Origin of the sequence: Streptomyces sp. NPDC001594 (assembly GCF_042893675.1) — a bacterium.
Lineage (GTDB): Bacteria > Actinomycetota > Actinomycetes > Streptomycetales > Streptomycetaceae > Streptomyces.
The window spans coordinates 67785-90488 of the sequence record NZ_JBIAVB010000022.1; the positions used below are offsets into that span (position 1 = coordinate 67785).

The 22704-nt window shown below is 75.6% G+C and carries 20 protein-coding genes; 8 read left to right on the plus strand and 12 right to left on the minus strand.

The annotated features are described in order from the left end of the window. Positions 1–134 precede the first annotated feature (134 nt). Complete coding sequence (locus tag ACFY0O_RS33510; protein WP_388953861.1) at positions 135–692, plus strand: NADPH-dependent FMN reductase; 558 nt, start codon at positions 135–137, stop codon at positions 690–692. A 4-nt stretch (positions 693–696) separates the two neighbouring features. Here ACFY0O_RS33510 and ACFY0O_RS33515 read toward each other — a convergent pair whose 3' ends face one another. Together ACFY0O_RS33515 and ACFY0O_RS33520 are read right to left on the minus strand one after the other, a co-directional pair. Beyond that, a complete protein-coding gene (locus tag ACFY0O_RS33515) occupies positions 697–1599 on the minus strand; it encodes an alpha/beta hydrolase (RefSeq protein WP_358895067.1) in 903 nt (300 codons plus the stop codon). 86 nt (positions 1600–1685) lie between these two features. Further along, a complete protein-coding gene (locus ACFY0O_RS33520) occupies positions 1686–2771 on the minus strand; it encodes a DUF3533 domain-containing protein (protein ID WP_388953863.1) in 1086 nt (361 codons plus the stop codon). Positions 2772–2917: 146 nt separating this feature from the next. Here ACFY0O_RS33520 and ACFY0O_RS33525 point away from each other — a divergent pair, with 146 nt between their 5' ends. After that, a complete protein-coding gene (locus ACFY0O_RS33525; RefSeq protein ID WP_388953866.1) occupies positions 2918–6652 on the plus strand; it encodes a DNA polymerase III subunit alpha in 3735 nt (1244 codons plus the stop codon). Continuing rightward, entirely contained in the window at positions 6649–7680 is a 1032-nt protein-coding gene (locus ACFY0O_RS33530; protein WP_388953869.1) for a hypothetical protein, read from the plus strand. Before ACFY0O_RS33525 ends, ACFY0O_RS33530 begins: the two co-directional genes overlap by 4 nt. Before the next feature lie 128 nt (positions 7681–7808). On the opposite strand, the gene ACFY0O_RS33535 is transcribed toward ACFY0O_RS33530, so the two are convergent. Then, a complete protein-coding gene (locus ACFY0O_RS33535; protein ID WP_388953872.1) occupies positions 7809–8924 on the minus strand; it encodes an acyl-CoA dehydrogenase in 1116 nt (371 codons plus the stop codon). Between the two features lie 210 nt (positions 8925–9134). Here ACFY0O_RS33535 and ACFY0O_RS33540 point away from each other — a divergent pair, with 210 nt between their 5' ends. Further along, a complete protein-coding gene (locus ACFY0O_RS33540; protein ID WP_388953875.1) occupies positions 9135–9995 on the plus strand; it encodes an esterase/lipase family protein in 861 nt (286 codons plus the stop codon). 10 nt (positions 9996–10005) lie between these two features. Here the strand turns inward: ACFY0O_RS33540 and ACFY0O_RS33545 are convergent, their stop codons facing one another. From ACFY0O_RS33545 to ACFY0O_RS33555, 3 genes are all read right to left on the minus strand, one after another. After that, complete coding sequence (locus ACFY0O_RS33545) at positions 10006–11061, minus strand: lytic polysaccharide monooxygenase (protein WP_388953877.1); 1056 nt, start codon at positions 11059–11061, stop codon at positions 10006–10008. 218 nt (positions 11062–11279) lie between these two features. After that, positions 11280–11762, minus strand: a complete 483-nt coding sequence (locus tag ACFY0O_RS33550; RefSeq protein WP_358895058.1) for a DUF402 domain-containing protein — start codon at positions 11760–11762, stop codon at positions 11280–11282. Continuing rightward, positions 11759–12715 (minus strand): GNAT family N-acetyltransferase, encoded by a 957-nt coding sequence (locus ACFY0O_RS33555; RefSeq protein WP_388953880.1) that lies wholly within the window; start codon positions 12713–12715, stop codon positions 11759–11761. Before ACFY0O_RS33555 ends, ACFY0O_RS33550 begins: the two co-directional genes overlap by 4 nt. Positions 12716–12770: 55 nt before the next feature. Between ACFY0O_RS33555 and ACFY0O_RS33560 the strand changes: the two genes are divergently transcribed. Beyond that, the gene (locus ACFY0O_RS33560; protein ID WP_388953883.1) at positions 12771–13160 is read left to right on the plus strand and encodes a GntR family transcriptional regulator; all 390 of its coding nucleotides are present in this window, start codon (positions 12771–12773) and stop codon (positions 13158–13160) included. Between the two features lie 52 nt (positions 13161–13212). On the opposite strand, the gene ACFY0O_RS33565 is transcribed toward ACFY0O_RS33560, so the two are convergent. Next, positions 13213–14307, minus strand: coding sequence for a DUF5925 domain-containing protein (locus tag ACFY0O_RS33565; RefSeq protein ID WP_388953885.1), 1095 nt, complete (start codon positions 14305–14307; stop codon positions 13213–13215). A gap of 227 nt (positions 14308–14534) precedes the next feature. Between ACFY0O_RS33565 and ACFY0O_RS33570 the strand changes: the two genes are divergently transcribed. Further along, positions 14535–15335, plus strand: coding sequence for an SGNH/GDSL hydrolase family protein (locus ACFY0O_RS33570; protein ID WP_388954023.1), 801 nt, complete (start codon positions 14535–14537; stop codon positions 15333–15335). On the opposite strand, the gene ACFY0O_RS33575 is transcribed toward ACFY0O_RS33570, so the two are convergent. Next, entirely contained in the window at positions 15305–16963 is a 1659-nt protein-coding gene (locus ACFY0O_RS33575; RefSeq protein ID WP_388953888.1) for a serine/threonine-protein kinase, read from the minus strand. The two genes, ACFY0O_RS33570 and ACFY0O_RS33575, sit on opposite strands and share 31 nt — an antisense overlap. A gap of 271 nt (positions 16964–17234) precedes the next feature. Here ACFY0O_RS33575 and ACFY0O_RS33580 point away from each other — a divergent pair, with 271 nt between their 5' ends. Next, entirely contained in the window at positions 17235–17504 is a 270-nt protein-coding gene (locus ACFY0O_RS33580) for a hypothetical protein (RefSeq protein ID WP_358895053.1), read from the plus strand. A gap of 160 nt (positions 17505–17664) precedes the next feature. Here the strand turns inward: ACFY0O_RS33580 and ACFY0O_RS33585 are convergent, their stop codons facing one another. Then, entirely contained in the window at positions 17665–18864 is a 1200-nt protein-coding gene (locus ACFY0O_RS33585; RefSeq protein WP_388953890.1) for a CaiB/BaiF CoA transferase family protein, read from the minus strand. A 70-nt stretch (positions 18865–18934) separates the two neighbouring features. Further along, the gene (locus tag ACFY0O_RS33590) at positions 18935–20056 is read right to left on the minus strand and encodes a type ISP restriction/modification enzyme (RefSeq protein ID WP_388954026.1); all 1122 of its coding nucleotides are present in this window, start codon (positions 20054–20056) and stop codon (positions 18935–18937) included. A gap of 150 nt (positions 20057–20206) precedes the next feature. On the opposite strand from ACFY0O_RS33590, the gene ACFY0O_RS33595 reads away from it, so the two are divergent. After that, positions 20207–20377, plus strand: a complete 171-nt coding sequence (locus tag ACFY0O_RS33595) for a hypothetical protein (protein WP_388953893.1) — start codon at positions 20207–20209, stop codon at positions 20375–20377. A gap of 69 nt (positions 20378–20446) precedes the next feature. Here the strand turns inward: ACFY0O_RS33595 and ACFY0O_RS33600 are convergent, their stop codons facing one another. Together ACFY0O_RS33600 and hmgA are read right to left on the minus strand one after the other, a co-directional pair. Beyond that, entirely contained in the window at positions 20447–21196 is a 750-nt protein-coding gene (locus ACFY0O_RS33600; protein WP_388953895.1) for a GntR family transcriptional regulator, read from the minus strand. Between the two features lie 73 nt (positions 21197–21269). Then, positions 21270–22583, minus strand: a complete 1314-nt coding sequence (hmgA, locus tag ACFY0O_RS33605; RefSeq protein WP_388953898.1) for a homogentisate 1,2-dioxygenase — start codon at positions 22581–22583, stop codon at positions 21270–21272. Between the last annotated feature and the right edge of the window lie 121 nt (positions 22584–22704).

The window sequence follows — 22704 nt, forward strand, 5'->3', positions numbered from 1 at the left end:
ACGCCTGGTCAAGCGTTCTATAGAAAGAGTGGGGGAATAATCGAGGTGCCGTATTCGGCCGTTCGCCGGACGGCAAGATCCAGTTCTCCGGGGGTGCCGGGAGAGTGCTCCGGTCCGGTCGCTAGCGTGGACGGATGCCCACGTCACCCGCACTTCCCGTCATCCTGCTCCTCTCCGGGAGCCTGCGCGCCGGCTCCGTCAACGAGGCCGTGCTGCGCACCGCCGAAGCCGTCGCCGAAGGGGCCGCGGCCGCCGTCCGCTACGAAGGCCTCGCGGACCTCCCGCACTTCAACCCCGACGACGACGCCGACCCGCTGCCCGCACCGGTCGCCGCGCTGCGGGAGGCGATCGCCGGGGCCGCGGCGCTGCTGGTCTGCACCCCGGAGTACGCGGGCACCCTGCCGGGCTCGTTCAAGAACCTGCTCGACTGGACGGTGGGCGGCAGCGAGATCTCCGACAAGCCCGTGGCCTGGGTGAACGCGGCCGCCCCGGGCCGGGGCGGGGGCGCCGAGGCCACGCTGCGCACGGTCCTCGGCTACACCGGCGCGGCCGTGGTCGACGCCGCCTGCGTACGGATCCCGGTGGACCGGGGGACGGTCGGCGCCGACGGGACCGTGGCCGACCCCGCCGTCCGCGCCCGCCTGGCCGAGGTCCTGGCCCTGCTCGCCGAGGCGGCGCGGGAGACCCCGTAGCCCCTCAGGCGGGCTGCTGTTCCTCCACGGAGGGGGCGGGCAGTTCGCGCAGCAGCCAGGTGAGGACGTCGGGCAGCGCGCGCAGGGCCGCGAAGTGCGCGGCGTCCGGATCGATGGTGGTGGTGGCGCCGGGGATGCGGCGCCCCAGCCAGCGGGCGTGGCCCACCGGGGAGAACACGTCGAGCTCCCCGTGCCAGATCAGCACGGGGCAGCGGATGTCGGCGGGGTCGAACCCCCACGGGCTGCTGGCGGCGAGCATGTCGTCGATCCACCCGAACGCCGAAGTGCGGACCCCCTCGCGGTAGTTGCGCAGCAGCATCGACCGCAGGCCGGCGTCCGAGACGATCATCCGGTCGCTGGCGGTCAGCTCCCGCCGCAGCTCGTCCAGCAGCCGCCCGGGGTCCCGGGCGATACCGCTGGCGCGCGGGATCAGCCGGGCCGTGAGCTCCTCGGGGTCGGCGGCGGCGGTGGTGTACTCCCGTACGTTCGAGGCGGCCATCCCCGCGAACCAGTCCAGGTCCTCCGCGTCCCGGGGCGCGATGGGGACCAGGGCCGCCGTCCGCGTCACCCGCTCCGGCAGCAGCGCGGCGCAGGCCAGGGCCCCGGGAGCGCCGCCCGAGCGGCCGGCGACGGCGAAGGTGTCCACGCCGAGGGCGTCGGCGACGGCGGCCACGTCCTGGGCCACGTCGGCCACGCTGCGCCCCGGATGGCGGTCGGAGCCGCCGTAGCCGGGCCGGTCGTAGGCGATGAGCCGGACCCGGCGCTGGTAGAGGACCATGCCCCGGGGGGCCGGGCCGAGCCGGCTGCCGGGCATGCCGTGGAGCAGGAATACGGGCTTTCCGTCCGGGTCGCCCCAGTGTTCCGCCGTCAGGACGCGTCCGTCAGCGGTGCGCACCTCTTCGCGCACGCGCTCCCTCCCTCACGTCAGGCGCGAGCAGTCAGGGTGATTGTGCTCCCGGGGAGGCCGATGCGATAGGGCGCGACGGTCCGGCCTCAGGGGGCTTGGTCGGGCAGGCCGCTGCCCACCGCGGCCCCCGGCCGACCGCGGCGGGCCCTCGCGCAGGCCAGGGTGACGGCTGCCCCGGCCACCGCCCAGGCGGACAGGACGAGCATCGGGCCGGCCGCGCCGTTGCCCCGGAAGTAGGCGACGGACCGCGCGGCGAACGTTCCCGCGCCCGGCGGCATGGCCGGGCCGATCGCCCGCCAGAACGGCGGCAGCAGCGGGTAGGGGTAGGCGCCGCCCGCGCTCGGGTTGCCGAAGACCACGACCAGCAGGATCGCCAGGCCGATGCCGACCACCCCCGCCAGCCCCTGGAGGGCCAGGGTGAGCGCGCCGACCGCGAAGACCACCAGGGTCCCCAGCCCCCACAGGGCCGCGATCGAGCCCGGCAGGGCGCCCAGCACCGGGCCCGCGATGACCGCGCCGAGCAGCCCGGCGGCGATCGCGTACAGCAGCAGCGCGCCGAGCCGGATGAGGGCGCGGTGGATGTTGGCGGGCCGGGCGCCGGCGCTGATGGCGAGGATCGCGGCGCACAGGTAGCCGCCCACGCACCAGCCGACCACGAGGTAGAAGGAGCTCAGGCCGCGGCTGTCGCCCCGGTCGGCGGGGGCCACGTCCACGACGGTCAGGCCCCGGCCCTGCGACTTCTCGGCCGCCCCGACGATCTGCTCCAGGGCCTGGGAGAGGGAGGCCCCGGCACCGCTCGCCACCAGCAGCCGGTCGTTCGGGCGGGCCGGGTCGACGATCAGCGCGCCGTCCACCTCGCGGTTGCGGATCCGCGCGAGCGCCGTCGCCTCGTCGGCGACCGCCCGGGGGTCGAGCGGCTTGCCGGGCAGGGCGGCGAGCCGCTGCGCGGCCTGCGCGGCGACCGGCTCGGCGGGGGCGGCCACGGCGAGGGGGATCTCGCTGGGCTTCGGGTGGTGGAAGGCCCCGATGTAGGAGGTGATGAAGGCGAGCTGGAGGGCCAGCACCCCCAGGACGAGCACGGCGGCCCGGGTGGTCACGGCGTCCTTGAGCTCGGCGAGGAACCCGCCGGAGGGGCCCGCGTCGGCCTCGGGGCGGGGGGTGGGCTGGGTCATGCCCCCACGCTCCGCGCGCCGGGGGCCGGGCGCAGCAGGGGCGGGCCGAATGGATGATCGAACAAGTGTTTCGCACGGGTATTCGAATTGCTCTATGGTGGAGAAGGGGGAGGGCAAGAAGGTCGAGGGAAGCAGGAGGGCCGCGGGTGCCCGGGTTCACGCATCTGCACACCGTTTCGGGGTTCTCCGTGCGCTACGGCGCCTCGCACCCGCAGCGGCTGGCGGAACGCGCCGCCGAGCGGGGCATGGACGCCCTCGCGCTGACCGACCGCGACACCCTCGCGGGGGCGGTCCGCTTCGCGAAGGCGGCCGCGGCGGCCGGGATCCGGCCGCTGTTCGGGGTGGACCTGGCCGTGTCCCCTGCGGGGTCGCCCACGGGGCCGGGCGGCTCCGGCCCGGCCGGCCGGGGGGCCGAGGCCTCGTACCGGCGGCGGGTGCCCGTGAGGGGCGGCGCCTTCGTGGACGAGTCCGCCCCCCGCGCCCTCTTCCTGGCCCGCGACGGCGCCGCCGGCTGGGCGGAACTCTGCCGCCTGGTCACCGCCGCCCACGCCCCGGCCGGCGCGGGCGGCCCCTGGCCGGGTTCCGGCTCCGCGCCGGGCTCCGGCGCGGACGCCGCCTCCGGCACGGCCGGGGCTTCCGCCTCCGGGGCGGGCTCCTCCTTCGGCCGGGCCGGCTCCTCCTTCGGCGCCGCGTTCGCCGGTGACGACGGGTGCGCGGAGCCGGGCGCCGGTGCGGCCGGCCGGGGCGGCGCGGGTACCTCCGGCAGGGCCGGGGACGCGGGGTTCCCGCACCCCGCCGGAGGCCAGGGGCTTCTGGTGCCCTTCGGGGCGCTCGGCGGGGGCGGGGTGTTCGTGCTGCTCGGGCCCGGATCCGAGGTGGGGCGGGCGCTGGCCGCCGGGCGCCCCGACCGGGCCGCGCGGCTGCTCGCGCCCTGGCGGGAGCGCTACGGGGACGCCCTGCGCCTGGAGGCCGTCCACCACGGCCGCCCCGGCACCGGCCCCGGCTCGCTGCGCCTGGCCGCCCGTACCGTCGGCTTCGCCGCCGAACAGGGCGTCCCGGCCGTGCTGACCAACGCCGTCCGCTACGCCGACGCCGGCCAGGGACCCGTCGCCGACGTCCTCGACGCCGCCCGCCGGCTGGTCCCCGTCGACCCCCGGGGCCCCCTCGACAGCGGCGAGCGGTGGCTGAAGGACCCCGCCGCCATGGCCGACACCGCCGACCGGATCGCGCAGGCGGCCGGGCTGCGGCCCGCCGACGCCCGCCGGCTGCTCGCCCGCACCCGCGAGACCGCCGAGGCCTGCGCCGTCGACCCCGAGGACGACCTCGGTCTGGGCTCCGTGCACTTCCCCGAGCCCCGCCTCGTCGGCGCCGCCCACCGCACCGCCCAGCGGGTCCTCGCCTCCCGCGCCTCCGCCGGCATGGTGCTGCGCGGCTACGCGGGCGAGCGCGCCTACTGGGACCGGATGCACGAGGAGCTCGACGTCATCGCCTTCCACGGCTACGCCTCGTACTTCCTGACGGTCGCCCAGGTCGTGGACGACGTGCGGGAGATGGGCGTCCGGGTGGCCGCCCGCGGCTCCGGCGCGGGCTCCCTCGTCAACCACCTCCTCGGCATCGCGCACGCCGACCCCGTCGCCAACGGCCTGCTCATGGAACGCTTCCTGTCCCGGCGCCGCCGCGTCCTGCCCGACATCGACATCGACGTGGAATCCGCCCGCCGCCTGGAGGTCTACCGCCGGATCATCGCCCGCTTCGGCACCGAACGCGTCGCCACCGTCGCCATGCCCGAGACCTACCGGGTCCGCCACGCCATCCGCGACGTCGGCGCCGCCCTGTCCATGGACCCGGCCGCCGTCGACCGGCTCGCCAAGGCCTTCCCGCACATCCGCGCCCGCGACGCCCGCGCGGCCCTGGCCGAACTGCCCGAGCTGCGCGGCATGCGCGAAGAGGCACTGGGGGAGGGGCACGCCCGGATGTGGGACCTCGTCGAGGCGCTGGACGCGCTGCCGCGCGGGACCGCCATGCACCCGTGCGGGGTGCTGCTCTCCGACGCCACCCTCCTGGAGCGCACCCCCGTGGTCCCCACCAGCGGCGAAGGCTTCCCCATGTCCCAGTTCGACAAGGAGGACGTGGAGGACCTCGGCCTGCTCAAACTCGACGTGCTGGGCGTGCGGATGCAGTCCGCCATGGCGCACGCGGTCGCCGAGATCCGGCGCGCCACGGGGGAGGAGCTCGACCTCGACGACCCCGCGCAGGTCCCGCCGGGCGACGCGCCCACGTACGAGCTGATCCGCTCGGCCGAGACGCTGGGCTGCTTCCAGATCGAGTCCCCGGGCCAGCGGGACCTGGTCGGGCGGCTCCAGCCGTCGTCCTTCCACGACCTGGTCGTCGACATCTCGCTGTTCCGTCCGGGGCCGGTGGCCGCCGACATGGTGCGGCCGTTCATCGAGGCCCGGCACGGGCGGGCGCCGGTGCGCTTCCCGCACGAGGACCTCGCCGACGCGCTGCGCGAGACCTACGGGGTGGTGGTCTTCCACGAGCAGATCATCGAGATCGTGCACGTCATGACCGGCTGCGGCCGCGACGAGGCCGACCGGGTGCGGCGCGGGCTCTCCGACCCCCAGTCGCAGGGCCGGATCAAGGCCTGGTTCGCGGCGACGGCCGCCGGGCGCGGCTACGCGGCGGAGGTGGTCGCCCGGACCTGGGAGATCGTCGAGGCCTTCGGCAGCTACGGGTTCTGCAAGGCCCACGCGGTGGCCTTCGCCGTGCCCACGTACCAGTCGGCCTGGCTCAAGACCCACCACCCGGCCGCCTTCTACGCCGGGCTGCTCACCCACGACCCCGGCATGTACCCCAAGCGGCTGCTGCTGGCGGACGCCCGGCGCCGGGGCGTGCCGGTGCTGCCGCTGGACGTGAACCACTCGGCGGTCGTCCACCGTATCGAACTGGTGTCCGACGAGTCGGAGGGGCGGGGGCCCGGGGTCTGGGGGCTGCGGCTCGCCCTGTCCGACGTCCACGGCATCAGCGGGCCCGAGGCCCTGCGCATCGAGGCCGGGCAGCCGTACGCCTCCCTGCGCGACTTCTGGGACCGCGCCCACCCCGGCCGCCCGGTGGCCGAACGGCTCGCGCAGGTCGGCGCGTTGGACGCCTTCGGAGCGAACCGCCGCGACCTGCTGCTGCACTTGACGGAGCTGCACGGCGCCCAGCGCGCCGCCGGCGCGAAGGGCGCGACCCAACTGCCCCTGGGCGGCGGCCGGTCCACCGCCCCCGCAGGCCTGCCCGACCTGACCGAGGCCGAACGGCTCAGCACCGAGCTCGGCGTCCTCGGCATGGACGCCTCCCGCCACCTGATGGACGGCCACCACGCCTTCCTCGCCGAACTGGGAGTGGTCCCGGCCCACCGCCTGCGCGAGACCGCGCACGGCCGGACCGTGCTCGTCGCGGGCGCCAAGGCGGCCACCCAGACCCCGCCGATCCGCTCCGGGAGGAGGGTCATCTTCACCACCCTGGACGACGGCACCGGCCTGGTCGACCTGGCCTTCTTCGACGACAGCCAGGAGGCATGCGCGCACACCGTCTTCCACTCCTTCCTGCTGCTGGTGCGCGGCGTCGTGCAGCGGCGCGGCCCGCAGAGCCTGAGCGTGGTCGGGGCGGCCGCCTGGGACCTCGCGGAACTGGTGCGGCTGCGCGAGGACGAGGGCCTGGAGGCGGTCACGGCACGGCTGGCGCAGCCGCTGCCCGCCGGGCCCGGGGACAGCGGCCGGCGCATCCACCTGGCGACCGGCTACGAGATGAACCCGTGGGCCGACCTCCAGCCGCCCGGCGACCGCGCCGCGACGGGCCGCAAGCTGTGGCACTCCAGCCCGGGGAGCGCGGGATGACGACGGCACCGGCCCCCGTGCCCGCCCCCGCCCCCGTCCTTCCTCCCGATCCCGGCGGGGCCGGGGTGCTGCACGTGCGCTGCGGTCCCGCCGTGACCGGGGAGGGCTACCGGGAGGTGCTGGAGCTGCTGCGGGAGTTCTCCCCGCTGCTCCAGGCCCTGCCGCCGCGGGCCGCGCTGGTCCAGGTGCGCGGTGCCCGGCGGTACTTCGGCGCCGACGCCGCCCGGATCGCCGAGGTGGTCCGGCTGCGGGCGGTGGCCCGGCTGGGCACGGACGTACGGATCGGCGTCGCCGACACCTGGGCGGTGGCGGCCATGGCCTCCGCCCGCGTCGACGGGCCCGGCGGAGTCCTCGCCGTGCCCGGGGAACGGGTGCCCGGCTTCCTCGCACCCCTGCCGGTGGAGTCCCTGTACGGGCTCGGCTCCCGCCAGGCCGAGGCGCTGCGCGGCTTCGGGCTGCACACCGTCGGGGCGCTCACCCAGGTCCCGCCCGGGGTCCTGGAGCGGATCCTCGGCAAACGGGCCGGACGGCTCGTCGCGGAGCGCGCCCGCGGGATCGACCCGCGCCCGGTCACCCCGCGCGGGCTGCCCTCCTCCGCCGCCGTCCGGACCGGCTTCGCCCGCCAGGAACTGGACGGCCCGCACGCCCGGGCCGCCCTGCTCGGCCTGGTGGTCCGGCTCGGCGCCCAGCTGCGCGGGCGCCGCCAGGCCGCCCGATCCCTGTGCCTGACCCTGCAGTTCGCGGGCGGCACCCGGTGGGAGCGCTCCCGGCGGCTGGTGGAACCCTCCGCCCACGACGAGGACCTGCGCACCCTCGCCTACCGCCTGATGGACGCGGCGGGCCTGCAACGGGCCCGGCTGACCGGCATGGTGCTGCGCGCCGAGGACCTCACGGCGGCGGAGGGCGTGACCCGGCAGCTCTCCCTGGACCCGGTCCGCGAGGCCCGCCTCACGGTGGAAGCCGCCATCGACCGCGCCAACGCCCGCTTCGGCCCGGGCACGGTCCGCCCCGCCGCGCTGTTCTTTTAGGGCTCGGTTCGCCTCCGGGGCGCTTGCAGCCGTGCTCCCGGGCCCGACCGTGCCGACTTCGGCCGGGTCCCGGCGGGGCCGTGGGTCGGACCCGGGGCCGGGTCCGGGGCCGGACCGGAGGTCAGAGGTCAGAGGTCGCCCAGCATCAGCCGGGCCGTCTCCGTGCGGAGCGGGGTGGTCTGGGCCTGGATCAGGTGGAACTGGGCCTCGCGGGAGAGGCGGCCCGCGGTGTGCCCGTACTGGACCGCCCGGCCCCCGGCCACCGCCACGCAGGCCGCCGCCGACCGTACGGCCAGGTCCAGGGCGGCGGCCCGCAGCGACAGCCGGGCCCCGGCCCCCTCGCCGGCCGGCAGCTCGTCGCGCAGGGCGTAGGCCTCGGCGCGCAGCCGGGCGGCCTTCTCGGCGAGGCGCAGGCCGAGTTCCTCGTACGGGGCCGAGCGGAGCAGGAAGTCCGCCGTGGCGCGCAGCTGGCCGAAGACGGCCGGCTGGGCGTCGGCGTTCTCCAGGTCGTAGGCCCGGATCCACTCCGCCCGGGGCACCACCCCGAGCACCCGGGAGTCGGGCACGAAGACCCCGCGCAGCTCGACGGAGGCCGTGTGCGTTCCGCCCATCGCCCACAGCGGGGCCTCCTCGACGGTGCTCAGCCCCTCCGCCTCCGCGCCGGGGGCCAGGTCGACCAGGGCGAGGACCGCCTCGTCGGAGCCGGTGACGGCGCCCGCGTACAGGGAGTCGGCCACCCCCCACCCCGTCACCCACGGCATCCGCCCGGCCAGCCGCCACCCGCCCGGCACCCGCACCGCCGTGACGGGCGGCTGCGGGCGGCGCAGGAAGGCGTAGCCCGCCGTGGGGCGCCGCTCCCCGCGCACGAGGGCCGGCAGCCAGCTCCCGCGCAGGGCGGCGCCGGCCGCACCGGAGGCCTGGGCGAGGGCCCTGGCCAGCGGGACGTGCTGGGTCCACACGAACCAGGTCGACGGGTCCACCGCCGCCAGCACCTCGTGGACCTCCCGCACCACCTGACGGGGCGTGAGGCCGGAAAGCGGCTCCGGTTCGTATCCGATCAGCCCGTACGCCCCGCAGGCGGCGAGCGCGTCCAGGTGGGTGCGCGGCACCCCCTCGGCCGCCGTGCGCTCCGCCCCGGGCCGCAGGACCCGTACGGCGGTCTCCGTTACTGCGGCGACCAGCGGGTCGGCCGCCAGCGCGGACGGGGTGGCCAGGGCGGTACCGGCTCCAGGGGCCTCGTGCATGGCGACGCTCACCTCGGGATGGGGGGCCAGGGGCGTCCATCCTTCCCGAGCGGTACTGGAGGCACGCTGGACACGCGAGTTTTTACCGACGCGTAACTTCCAAGTCTTGCTACTCGCCCGTAATTTAGCGGCAGCAGCTCCCCCCATGTGATCCGGATCACGGGACGGAACCCCCACGCCATTCCCCTTGACCCGCAAGGAGATCACACGATGCTGCCCTGGAGACGCCTGCTCCGCCCGCTGGCCGTCCTCACCCTGGCCGCCGCCGCGCTCGTCGCCCCCACCGGCGCAGCGCAGGCGGCGTCCGCCCCCAGCAGCGGCTGGAACGACTGGTCCTGCAAGCCCTCGGCCGAACACCCCCGCCCGGTCGTCCTCGTCCACGGAACCTTCGGCAACTCCGTCGACAACTGGCTCGGGTTCGCCCCCTACCTGGTCCACCGCGGCTACTGCGTCTACTCCCTCGACTACGGCCAGCTGCCCGGCGTGCCCCTCTTCAACGGGCTCGGCCCCATCGCCGCGTCGGCCGGCCAGCTCGACGCCTTCGTCGACAAGGTGCTGGCCTCCACCGGCGCCCCCGAGGCCGACCTCGTCGGGCACTCCCAGGGCGGCATGATGCCCCGCTACTACCTGAAGTTCCTGGGCGGCGCCGCCAAGGTCAACGCCCTCGTCGGCCTCGCCCCCGACAACCACGGCACCACCCTGTCCGGACTCACCCAGCTGCTCCCGTACTTCCCCGGGGCGGCCGACCTGATCAGCACGGCGACCCCGGGGCTGGCCGACCAGATCGTCGGATCGCCCTTCCAGCAGAAGCTGAACGCGGGCGGGGACACCGTCCCCGGCGTCTCCTACACCGTCATCGCGACCAAGTACGACGAGGTGGTCACCCCGTACCGCAGCGCCTTCCTCGACGGACCGGGCGTCCGCAACGTGGTCCTGCAGGACCTGTGCCCCCTGGACCTCTCGGAGCACGTGGCCATCGGCCTGACCGACCGGATCGCCTGGCACGAGGCGGCCAACGCCCTCGACCCGGCGCACGCGGAACGGACCACGTGCGCCTCGGTCTTCGACTGACCCGGCCCCGCTAGCGGACGCTGCGGCCCGAGCCCGTCGCCCGGCGGCGGGCCACGGCGAACAGCACGGCCGCCCCCACGGCCACCACCCCGGCACCCGCGATGGCGAGCGCCGGGGTGGCGCCGTTCCCGCCGGTCTGCGCGAGGTTCCCGCCGTCCCCGCCGCCGAGGGGGGAGGCGGACGGGGCGGAGACCGGCGCGGCGGCGACCGGGGAGGCGGCGGCCCGGCCGTTGGTCTTCGGGTCGTCGTCGCCGTGGCCCCCGTGCTCCACGGTGGACTTGCCGGCCCCGTCGGAGATCTGCCGGTCCGTCGGCGCCTGGGGCGGCTCGACGGGAGCGGGCCGCGAGGGCTGCGCGGAGGCGCCCGTCGACGGGACGGCCCCGGTCCCGCCGCTGCCGCCACTGCCCGCTCCACTGCCGCCGCCGTCCTTGCCGAAGACCACGTCGGAGCAGGTGTAGAAGGCCTCGGGGCTGTCCGAGCGCTGCCAGACGCTGAAGATCAGGTGCCGGCCGCTCTTCTTGGGCAGGGTCCCGCCGAACACGTAGTCGCCGTTGCGCATGGCCGGGTCGGTGGCCTTCGCGAAGGGCGCGGCTTCGAGGTCGGACCACTTGAGCGGCTTCGACGGGTCGTAGCCGTCCTTCGTCACGTACAGCTCGAAGGAGCCCTTGTGCGGGGCGGTCCCCTTGTAGCGGAAGGTGTGCGCCCCCGCCGTCATGGGCGTGGCCGGCCAGTCCGCGCGGGCCAGGTCCAGCCCCTTGTACTTGGGGTTGCCGGCCGAGCAGAGCTGCCCGTCGGGGATCAGCGACCGGCTCTTCCCGGCGGCGTTCGCGATGTTCACCGCGTTCCAGTCGTAGAAGGCCTGCGGGCCGCTCGCGGCGACCGCCGCCTTGCAGGCGGCCGACTTCGGCGCCTCCGGCCCCTCCGCGTAGCAGGCCGCCACCCGGCTGACCGGGTCCGTCATCGACCCGTGGGCGGCCGCCGGAACGGCCGCGTACGCGGCCACCGCGAGCGGGGCCAGACCGGCGGCGGCGACACGGGCGGCGGTGCGGCGGTGGGGTGCGGGCATGGGCGGATCTCCTTCGGGCGCGGGGCGGGGTGCACCAGCGGAACCGGCCGCCGCGCCACCGCCCCCGCAAGGGTTCCGGCACCGCACCACGACCTCCCTGGCCCGGCCAAGCTAGCCCGCCGCACAGCCCGTTCGGCCGCCTTCGCGCCCCCCAAGAGGATCCTTAGGCTCCTCTTAAGGAACCCCTAAGCACCCCCACAGAAAGGGGCCGCCAGGCCCTAGCGCAGCAGGGCGGCCAGACCCTCCTCGGACAGGGCCCGCTCCTCCAGCGCGTCCAGTGCCCGTACCGCCTGGCCCGCCGCCTCGGGGTCGCTCGCGGCCAGGCCGCTCTGCGCGAACTCGTCCTCGTCCAGCCGCAGGACGGTCTTCCCGTCCGCCGACACCCACAGGTCCAGGTCCAGGTCCTCCACGAGGATCCCGCCCTCGCGGACCACGGCCGGCCGGGTGACGTCGCAGTACCAGCCCTTCAGGACGCCCTCCCCGCTCCAGACCTCCTTGACCGCGTACCAGCGCGTCCGCCAGAAGTGCTCGACGAACACGTCGCCGGGCTCGAAGCGGACGAACCCGAAGTCCCGTACGCCCTCGGCCGCCCAGGGCGCCCGTACGGAGATCCGGTCACCGTCGTCGGACAGCTGTGCCGCCGGGTAGGCGATCTTGGTCCGGCCGGCCTTGGTCAGGGTGATGGTCCAGGTGGTGCTCACAGCGCTGGTCCTCCGAGCTTCTTCGTGAAACGGGTCTCGGTCGCGCAGATCCGGTATCCGAACCACGCGTTGATGGCGAGCATGGGCTCGTTCCCGGCGTCGTTGCCGGTGAAGGCCTCGGTGTAGCCGGCCGCGCGGGCCCGCCGCAGCGAGTCCGTCTTGGCGAGCTTGGCCAGGCCGCGGCCGCGGAAGGCGCGCCGGGTGCCGGTCATCGCCGAGCCGTAGCGGGTGCGGCCGTCGGTGCGGGCGGCCGAGAAGGCGGCCACCTCCCCGTCGACGACGGCCACCGAGGTCAGCCCGTGGTCGAGGGTCGGGTCGTGCCAGACGCCGTCCAGCCACTCCTGGTAGTCGTCGAGCGAGGCCGGGACGTCGCCCGGCTCGTCGGCCGTGGCCTCGGCGTCGGCCTCGTAGAGCGGGCGCGGGTCGGCGGCGAACGCGGACGCCGGGCGCAGCTCCACCCCGGCGGGCAGGTCGTCGGGGAGCGGCGGGAGGGTGGCCGCCGCCAGGTCCAGGCGCAGGAAGTGCGCGGAGCGGCTGGGACGGTAGCCGTGCCGCTCGGCGAAGGCCCGGTGCGCGGGCTCGTCGAGCACCCAGGCGTAGGCGTCCACGGCCCCGTGCGCGGTGAGGTGCTCCTCCGCCGCGCGCAGCAGGGCGGTGCCGGCGCCGTGGGCCCGGTCGGCGGGGTCGACGTAGGCGTTGACGTACGACTGTCCGGGCTCGGGGCTGTCGTGGGCGAGCCCGACCCGGGCGGTACCGACGACCCGGCCGTCCGCCGTCTCGGCGACCAGGAGGCGGAAGCGGGCGTCGGGGTGCGCGGAGCCGAGCTCGAAGGCCACGCCGTCCGGGGTCGTGACCAGGAACGGCAGGGCGGCACGGCGCACCCGTACGACGGCCTCGGCGTCGGCGGGGTCGTCGGGGCGCAGATCGCGTACGTGCACGGCGTCAAGGCTCATGGGGCCGACGTTACGGGCGGACGGGCCACCGGCGCCTGCGAATTACAATCGGCCCGTGACCTCGACCAACCCCCTCAGGCTCAGGATCGACGGCGCGGCCGGCTCGGCGGCCCCGTACGAACAGCTGCGCGCGCAGATCGCGGACCAGGCCCGGTCGGGCCGGCTCCCGGCGGGCTTCAAACTGCCGACGGTGCGGGGGCTGGCGGAGGAACTGGGGCTGGCCGCGAACACCGTCGCGAAGGCGTACCGGGCGCTGGAGGCGGACGGGGTGATCGAGACGCGGGGCCGGAACGGGACGTTCGTCGCGGCGGGCGAGGGGTCCTCGCGGGAGGCCGCCCTGGCCGCGCAGGCGTACGCGGACCGCGCGCACCGTCTTGGCCTCACGGAACCCGAGGCCCTCGCCGCAGCCACCGCCGCCCTCCGGGCTCGCTACACCGCCCAGTAGCCCCGCGCGGCGGCAACGGTCCGCAGCCGACGGACGACCCCCCGGCGGAGCCTCAGAGGTACAGCCCCGCCTCCGGCTGGGACTGGGCCGGGAGGACCGCCGCCGGCCCCGTCCCCCGCCGGAGGGCGAAGAGTTCCGCCAGGGTCGCCCCCTCCCGGGACACCCCCTCGTCCGTGCCGAGCCACTCCACCGCCTCCCCGCGCGTCAGCGGGCCGACCTCGATGCGGGCCAGGCAGCGGCCCGGCCGGACCACCGCCGGGTGGAGCCGTTCCAGGTCCTCGTTGGTGGTGACACCGACCAGCACGTTGCGCCCCTGCCCCAGCAGCCCGTCCGTCAGGTTCAGCAGCCGCGACAGCGCCTGCCCCGCCGTGTGCCGCGCCTCGCCGCGGATCAGCTCGTCGCAGTCCTCCAGCAGCAGCAGCCGCCAGCGCCCCTTCGCGGTGCCCTCGTCCTCGCCGATCGCGATGTCCATCAGGTAGCCCACGTCGTTGAACAGCCGCTCCGGGTCCAGGACGCAGTCCACCTGGCACCAGTCCCGCCACGACCGCGCCAGCGTCCGCAGCGCGGAGGTCTTGCCCGTCCCCGGCGGCCCGTGCAACAGCAGCAGGCGGCCCGCGATGTCGTCCGGGGTGACCTTCATCAGCCGGTCCATCGCGGCCGCCACCGGCGCCGTGTAGTTCGGCCGCACCTCCGCCCACGTACCGGCCGAGATCTGCCGCGTCGTGCGGTACGGCCCCCGGCGGGGGGAGACGTACCAGAAGCCCATCGTGACGTTCTCCGGCTGCGGTTCGGGCTCGTCCTGGGCGCCGTCCGTGGCCTCGCCGAGCACCCGCTGCGCGAGTTCGTCGCTGACCGCGGTGACCGTGACGTCCGCGCCCCGGCTCCAGCGGGAGACCAGGACCGTCCAGCCCTCGCCCTCGGCGAGCGTGGCGCTGCGGTCGGTGTCGCGTGCCGAGCGGAGCACGGTGGCCCGCGGGGGCAGCAGCGTCGCCTCCGCCTTCACCCGCTCGATGGTGACGCTCTGCGCGTACGGCTGCTCGCCGGTCGCGAACCGGCCGAGGAAGAGCGCGTCGACGACGTCCGACGGTGAGTCACTGTCGTCCACGTGGAGCCGGATCGGCAGCGCGTCATGCGGGTCTGCTGGCATGGCGCCCATGATCCGGCACGAACTGACCTCCCGCACCCGTGTTTCGCCGGATCGGGTGCCCAAGTTCCCTCTTCAAACGCATCGGTCGTGAAGATTCGGCCGCCGATCCCGCCCGGAAAATTCTTGGCATGAACACTTCCGGCCAGCCCCGGCTGCTTGTACCAACGACTGAGGAGTAACCCCACACTCCCCCCACCCTCCCCCCACGAGGAGCCGCACCCATGAGCATGAGACTGTCGCGCTTCGCCGCCCTCACCTCCTCCCTGTTACTCGCCGCGGGCGCCGCCCTCTTCGGCGCGGGCCAGGCCTCCGCCCAGGCCGACTTCGGCTATGTCGCCCTCGGGGACTCGTACTCCTCCGGCGTCGGCGCCGGGAACTACGACTCCGCCAGCGGCAACTGCAAGCGCACCACCCGGGCCTACCCGGCCCTGTGGGCCGCCGCCCATTCCCCGCAGACCTTCTCCTTCACCGCCTGTTCCGGCGCCCGTACGGGTGATGTGATCTCCGGTCAGCTCGGCCCGCTCAACTCCGGCACCGACCTGGTCAGCATCACCATCGGCGGCAACGACGCCGGCTTCTCCGACGTCATGACGACCTGCGTCCTGCAGTCCGAATCCACCTGTGTCAACCGCGTCAACCAGGCCAAGGCGTACGTCGACTCCACCCTCCCCGGCCAGCTCGACCAGGTCTACGACGCCATCCGCGGCCGCGCGCCCTCCGCCAGGGTCGTCGTCCTCGGCTACCCCCGCTTCTACCAGCTGAACGGGAGCTGCGTCGCCGGTCTCACCGAGGGCGAGCGCTCCGCCATCAACGGCGCCTCCGACTACCTCAACGCGGCCGTCGCCAAACGCGCCGCCGACCACGGCTTCACCTTCGCCTCGGTCGTCGGCGCCTTCACCGGGCACGAGATCTGCTCCGGCGACGCCTGGCTGCACAGCGTCAACTGGACCAACATCGGCGAGTCGTACCACCCCACCGCCGCCGGGCAGTCCGGCGGCTACCTCCCGGTGTTCAGCGGCAAGGCCTGAGGGCCGGCCACCGGGCTCCCCGCCGGCGTCGGCCCCCCGGGTGCCGGCGCCGGCGTCCCGGAGGGCGAACCCGAGGGGCTCGGGGGAGCGGGGGAGGAGGCCCCGGCCGTCGGGGTCTCCTCCGCGCACGCCACGGAGAACTCCATCCAGGCCGAGGTCTTCAGCTGCGGGGCGCGCACCTCCAGCCGTACCGCGTCCTGCACGCTCCCGTCCGCCCGCTCCACGGGCTCGTCGTGGTTCAGCTGACGGGTCCGGGCCCCGCCCTCCTCGTACGTGATGCTCTGCCACGGCGCCGTGGACGTGGAGCCGTCGAGCCTGGCCCAGCGGTACTCCACCACCGCGGGCACCACGGCCACCTCGATGGTGCCGGTGAACGAGGGCGTGCCCGTCGCCGGCGGCGGGCAGCTTCCCGCGTAGGCGGCGCGCAGGGTGTGCACGTACAACGTGACGTTCTGCGCGGGCCCGCTGGTCGCGGATCCGGACGGGGAAGCCGGCTCCGAGGCCGGCGCGGACGCGGGCGGCGAGGGTGGCCGCGTCGGGGCCGGGTCCCCGGCCGCCCCGCTCCCGCCCCCGGTGTCGCGCACCAGCAGCCACACCAGCAGGGCCAGCACCGCCAGCAGCGCCAGGAAGCCGAGGGTGAGCACCACGCCCGCCCCGCTCCCGCGCCGGTCCGGCGGCTCCGGCGGCAGGGGCGCCGAGGGGACCGGCACGGTCCCGCGGTCCCCCTGGTACGGCCCGGCCACCACCGTCGGCGCCGCCGGATCCCACACCGGCCCGCCCGGGTCCCGTACGGCCCCGCCCGCGCCGATGATCCGCAGCATCCGGGCGGCCTCCGCCGCGGGCAGCCGCGCGGCCGGGTCCTTGCGCAGCAGCCCCTCCAGCACGGGCTCCAGCGGACCGGCCCGGCGCGCCGGGGGCGGCTCGGCGTCCACCACGGCCTCCAGGGTGGCCACGGGGGTGTCCCGCAGGAAGGGCGAGACCCCCTCCACGGCGGCGTACAGCATCACCCCGAGCGACCACAGGTCCGACTCCGGACCGGGATCGCGCCCCAACGCCCGTTCCGGAGCGAGGAATTCGGGGGAACCCATCACCTCGCCGGGCATCGTGAGCGGCGCGGCCCCCGCCAGGCTCGCGATCCCGAAGTCGCTCAGCACCACCCGCCCGTCATTGGCGACCAGCACGTTGGCGGGCTTCACGTCCCGGTGCAGCACTCCCGCGTCGTGCGCCGAGCGCAGCGCCGCCAGCACCTGCTCGCCCACGTGCGCGGTCCGCTGCGGGGTCATCGGCCCCTCGCCCTCCAGCACCTCCGCCAGCGAGAGCCCGCGCACCAGCTCCATCACGATCCACGGCCGGCCCTCCTCGGAGGCCACGTCGTAGACGGTGACCACCCCGCGGTGCGAGACCCGGGCGGCGGCCCAGGCCTCCCGCTCCAGCCGCCGGTACAGCCGCGCCGCCTCGGCCGCGTCCAGTCCGGCGGGGGCGCGCACCTCCTTGACGGCGACCTCCCGCCCCAGCACCTCGTCGCGGGCCCGCCACACCACGCCCATGCCGCCGCGGCCCAGCGGACCGAGCAGCCGGTACCGCCCGGCGATGACACGCCCGGACTCCACGCCTTCGTCCGCACTCACGCGATTCCCCCTCGAGTCACCGGGTGATCACTCCAAGTTAGCGCAGCGCAGCCGCGGCGACCCCCGTCGTGACGACACTCCGCACGGTGCTCACCGAGCGTGTTCCCAAGTGCCGCATCTCGCACGGAGAGTGACGGTCGACTCCGCTGAGTAATCGTCAACTACCCGTACCCACAGGGGTAATTCACACCACCGGGATACCCGAGGACATAGCGCAGGCGATAGGGTTAGCCTGCCCGGGCCGGGTGCCTTGATACGGGTGGGGAGAGACATGGAACAGATAACGATGCGCAGCAGGCCGCCCCGCGTGCCTGCCATCACCTGCGGGAGCAGCGCGACCAGCTCGCGCCTCGACCGCCACCTCGCCGTGCTGGGCGGACCCGCCGTCCCGCGCCACGACGTGGCCGAGGCGACCCTGCTGATGCGCGAGCTCACCTCGCGCGACCACACCCACGTCCAGCGGAGCCGCAGCGCGCGCGTCGCGCTCTTCGCACCGCTGCGCAGGCTGCGGCGCACCCTCTTCGGCAGCCGTCGCGCGTAACCGCCCCCGACGACCGTCCCCGTAGCGCAGCCGGCCCGTCCGGCTGCACCCCGGCCCCGTCCCCTCCACCCGGCGTCCTCCGGCGCACGCCGCGCCGGAGCCACCGGCACCCCCGAGGTCCCCGCGCCCCGACGTCCCGGCGCCCCGGCGCGTCCCGGCCTCAGGCGATCACGCCATCCCCGCGCAGTTCCGCGATGCGCGCGTCCGTCATCCCCAGGCCGCGCAGCAGGGCGTCGGTGTGCTCGCCGAGCGCGGGCACCGCTCCCATCACCGCCTCCGGGCCACCCGGCAGCCCGATCGGCGGCAGCAGGGCCCGCAGCGGGCCCGCCGGTGAACCCACCTCCCGCCAGCGGTCCCGTGCCGCCAGTTGCGGGTGCCCGGCCAGCTGTGCCACCGAGTTGAGCCGCGCGCAGGCGATCCCGGCCGCCTCCAGCCGCTCCACCGCCTCGTCGGCCGAGAGCTTGCCGAGCACCCCGGCCACCACCGCGTCCGTCTCCTCCCGCCCCCGGGTACGGGCCGCGTTCGTCGCGAACGCCGGATCCGCGGCCAGCTCCGGCCGGTCCAGCACCTCCCGGGCCAGCCGGCCCCACTCGCGGTCGTTCTGCACCGACAGCAGCACCCGGTCCCCGTCGGCCGTCGCGTACGCGTCGTACGGCGCGATCACCGCGTGCGCCAGACCCGTCCGCACCGGCTGCTCCCCGCCGTGGAGCGTGTGGTGCAGCGGATGCCCCATCCACTCGGCCAGTGACTCCAGCATCGAGATCTCCACCGGACCGCCGCGCCCCGTCGTCCCGCGCCGCAGCAGCGCCGCCAGCACCCCCGAGAAGGCGTACATGGCGGCCGCGATGTCGGCCGCCGGGATCCCCGCCTTCACCGGCCGCTCCGGGGTCCCGGTCACCGACACCAGCCCCGCCTCGCACTGCACGAGCATGTCGTAGGCCCGCTTGTGCGCGTACGGGCCCCCGTCGCCGTAGCCGGAGATGTCCACCGCCACCAGCCGCGGGTAGCGGGCGCACAGCGAGGCCGCGTCCAGCCCGAGCCGGGCGGCCGCGCCCTGCGCGAGGTTCTGCACGAACACGTCGGCCCCGCCGAGCAGGGCGTGCAGCACCTCCAGCCCGCGCGGGTCCTTCAGGTCCAGCGCGAGGGACTCCTTGCCCCGGTTGGCCCACACGAAATGCGAGGCCAAACCCCGGGCGGCGGTGTCGTAGGCACGGGCGAAGTCGCCGCCGTCGGGGCGTTCCACCTTGATCACCCGGGCTCCGAGGTCGGCGAGCTGACGGGTGGCGAAGGGGGCGGAGACGGCCTGCTCGACGGCGACGACGGTGAGGCCGGACAGGGGGAGGGGTTCGGTGGCTGCCATGGGCCCTGCCTACCGGGTGGGAGCGGGGTCTGTCACCCCCTCGCCGCGACGGCCGGGGCGGGCCGGGGGCTCACAGCAGGGCGAACTGGCCCCCCGGACCCTCCTCCTGGTGGTCCAGCACCGAGGCCGGGCGGCGCGCCCAGCGGGGCGGCGGCAGCACGCCGGCGGCCGCCAGCTGGGCCCGCGGGAGCTGCGGCCCGGGGGCGAACGCCGCCCGCTCCGGCGCCAGATCGGCCAGCAGCGCCAGGGTGGTCACCAGCGCGAGCAGATCGGAGGTCCACGCCTGCGGCCACTCGGCCGGGCCGAACCCCTCCAGCCCCCGCGCCTCCGGCTCCCGGTGCGCGCCGCGGGCGGCGAACCAGGAGTCCAGCACCCGCACGCCCTGCGCCTCGTACTCCCACGCCCCGGCCGGGACGGGGGAGACCACCCCGTCCCCGACCGTCAGCGTCTCGGTCTCCGGGTCGTACCCGAGCTCCCGCGGCCAGGCCGTGACCGCCGCGCGGACGTACGGCCGCCGTCCGCCGGGCAGCCGCGGCACCTCCCCGCCGCGCGCCCCGCGCAGCTGGACGGTGAGCAGCCGGTGGCCCAGGTCCAGCCCGGCCCGCCAGCGCCCGGGGTCGGTGGTGAGCGGGACCTCGTACCCGTGGGGGCCGGGGCGGCCGGCGGCGAGGATCCAGCAGAGCACGTCCTCCGGGGTGACCCAGCCGCCGTAGCGCCCGCCCAGCAGGCGCGCCAGGCCCGGGGCGAGGTTCGCCTCGGCGCCGCCCGGGCGCCGGTGCAGCGGGCGGATCCGGCCGAGCCGGCCGGCTGGGAGGTGGGCGGTGACCAGCAGGCCCGGGTTCTCCAGCAGGAACAGCTGCTGCCCGTCCAGGACCCGCCACAGCTCGGGGCGGGCCGCGTCGATGAGCCGCTGGTCGGGCAGCAGCCACTGCTCGTCGAAGGGCGCGCGGAGCACCCGTACGGGGTCCGGGAAGGGGCCGGGGTCGTCGGCGAAGCGGGAGGTGGCCGAGCGCTGCCCCGGCAGGGCGGCCGCGCCGGCGGAGGGCGTACGGGTCCGGCTCGGGCGGAACAGCCGCTCGCGCTCCGGCCCTTCGGCCCCGGTCAGGGCCGTCCAGCGGGCGCGCAGCGTGGCCGCGTCGGGGGCCGCGACCCAGGCGCGGCCCAGGCGCAGGCCGCTCACGGACCAGGGCATCAGATCGTCCAGCAGGGGTACGTCTTCGCTCACCCGGCAGATGGTAGCGACGGGCGGCCGGGGCCGGGCCGCGTCCCGGCCGAAGCGTTACGCTCCTTATGTACGCGTACGTCACCTACGTACGTATCCGTACCGACCGAGGAGCCGGCCATGAGTCAGTACGACGAGTATTCGACCCCCTCGCAGGCCGAGGGCGAGCGGCTCGACGAGGACATGGACGAGAAGCAGTTCCAGCAGAGCCACCACGCGCCGACGACGCGGACCACGCCGTCGCAGGCCGAGGGCGAGCGCGCGACCGAGGAGGACGAGCTGCAGAAGTAGGCCGTCGTCCGGGGCCCGGCCGGGACTCGGGCCCGCTCGGGGCCCGCTCGTGGGCCGCTCAAGGGCGGCTCAGGGCGCGTCGACCGTGACCGTGAAGGAGAACCGGTCGCCCCGGTAGCGGATCCGGGCCACGTCGACCACCCGCCCGTCCTCCCCGTACGTCACGCCCGTGTAGTGCAGGATCGGGCTCAGCAGCGGCACCCGGAGCAGCTCGGCCGTCTCCGGGTCGGCCAGCCGCGCCTCGACGGTGTCCGTGATCCGGCTGATCCGCACGCCGACCACGTCACGCAGCACCTTGGTCATCGGCCAGCGCTCCAGGTCGGCCAGGTCCACCGCCTCGGCCAGCTCGGGGCGCACCGCGTTCTCCGCCCAGTTCGTGGGCTCCCCGCTCCGGCCGTCGCGCCGCAGGCGGCGGAAGGTGACCACCTCCGGCAGGTCCGGGAAGTGCTCCAGCAGCTCCCCGGACACCGGCGTCCGCTCGTGCCCCAGGACCGTCGTCGCCTCGCCCGACTGCTGGGCCACGATCGCGTCGACCGAGCCCAGCAGCCGCACCGGGGCGCTGCGGCGGGCGCCCGGCTCGATGAACGTGCCGCGCCGCCGGTGCCGGCTGATGAGCCCCTCGCCCTCCAGCTCCTTGAGCGCCTGGCGCATCGTCAGCACGCTCACCCCGTAGTGCTCGGCGAGCTGTTCCTCGGTCGGCAGGCGCAGCGAGGCGTCCGGGGTGCGGCCGAGTATCGAGGCGCGGAGCGACTGCGACACCTGGTACCAGAGGGGCAGCTTCCGGTTCAGTACCAGGGAGTCGGGGGCGAAGGCGGTCACGGGTGGTTCTCCGTACGGGCTGGCGTCCCGGTGGCCGGGGCGGCAGGCTGAGCGGTGCGGGGGCAGGGGAATACTAGGCGCGGAAGTGCCGCTCGAGACCCTCCCAGACGTCGTCGTATCCACGCTGGAGATGGTCGGCGCCGGCCGCCTGGGCGGTGGCGGTGATCGGCCAGCGGGTCTCGAACATGAAGGCCAGGCCGTCGTCGATCTTCTGCGGCTTCAGCTCGGCGGCGCTGGCCTTGTCGAAGGTCTCCCGGTCGGGGCCGTGCGCGGACATCATGTTGTGCAGCGAGCCGCCGCCGGGGACGAAGCCCTCGGCCTTGGCGTCGTAGGCGCCCTCGATCAGGCCCATGTACTCGCTCATCACGTTGCGGTGGAAGTACGGCGGGCGGAAGGTGTCCTCGCCGACCAGCCAGCGCGGGGCGAAGACGACGAAGTCCACGCCCGCCAGGCCCGGGGTGTCGGAGGGCGAGGTCAGGACCGTGAAGACGGACGGGTCCGGGTGGTCGTGGCTGATGGACCCGATGACGTTGAACTTGCGCAGGTCGTAGACGTACGGGACGTGCGTGCCGTGCCAGGCGACCACGTCGAGCGGGGAGTGGTCGTAGGTCGCGGCCCAGAGGTTGCCGCAGAACTTGTTGACCACCTCGGTCGGGCGCTCGACGTCCTCGTACGCGGCGGCCGGCGCCCGGAAGTCGCGGGCGGCGGCCAGGCCGTTGGCGCCGATCGGGCCCAGGTCCGGCAGCTCGAAGGGCCGGCCGTAGTTCTCGCACACGTAGCCGCGCGCGTCGCCGTCCAGGAGCTCCACGCGGAAGCGGACGCCGCGCGGGATCAGCGCCACCTCGCCGGGGCCGGCGGACAGCAGGCCGAGCTCGGTGCGCAGCAGCAGGCCGCCGCGCTCGGGGACGATCAGCAGCTCGCCGTCGGAGTCGCTGAAGACCCGGTCGGTCATGTCGGCGTTGGCGGAGTAGAGGTGGATGGCCATCCCGGTGCGCTGGGTGGCGTCGCCGTTGCCGCCGAGGGTCCACAGGCCGGCCAGGAAGTCGGTGCCGGGGGCGGGGTCGGGCAACGGGTTCCAGCGCAGCCGGTTGGGGTCGGGGACGGTTTCGGTGAAGGGGCCGGTGCGCAGGGCGCCGTTGTCGCCGCGGGTGAAGGCCGGGTGGGCGGCGGAGGGGCGGATCCGGTAGAGCCAGGAGCGGCGGTTGTGGCGGCGGGGCTCGGTGAAGGCGCTGCCGCTGAGCTGCTCGGCGTAGAGGCCGAGGGGGGCGCGCTGGGGGGAGTTGCGGCCGAGCGGGAGGGCGCCGGGCACGGCCTCCGAGCTGTGCTCGTTGCCGAAGCCGGTGAGGTACTCCAGCGCCTGCGCCGTCTTCCTGGCCTGCTCACTCATGGGGGCTGCTCCCGCTCCGTCGAAGGAATCCTATGGCCGACAGTAGGATTCCGCGCCCCGCACGTCAACGCCGTGTTTCCGGCCAGGGCCCGCGGGCGTGCCCGTGCGCGGGGGGATCCGA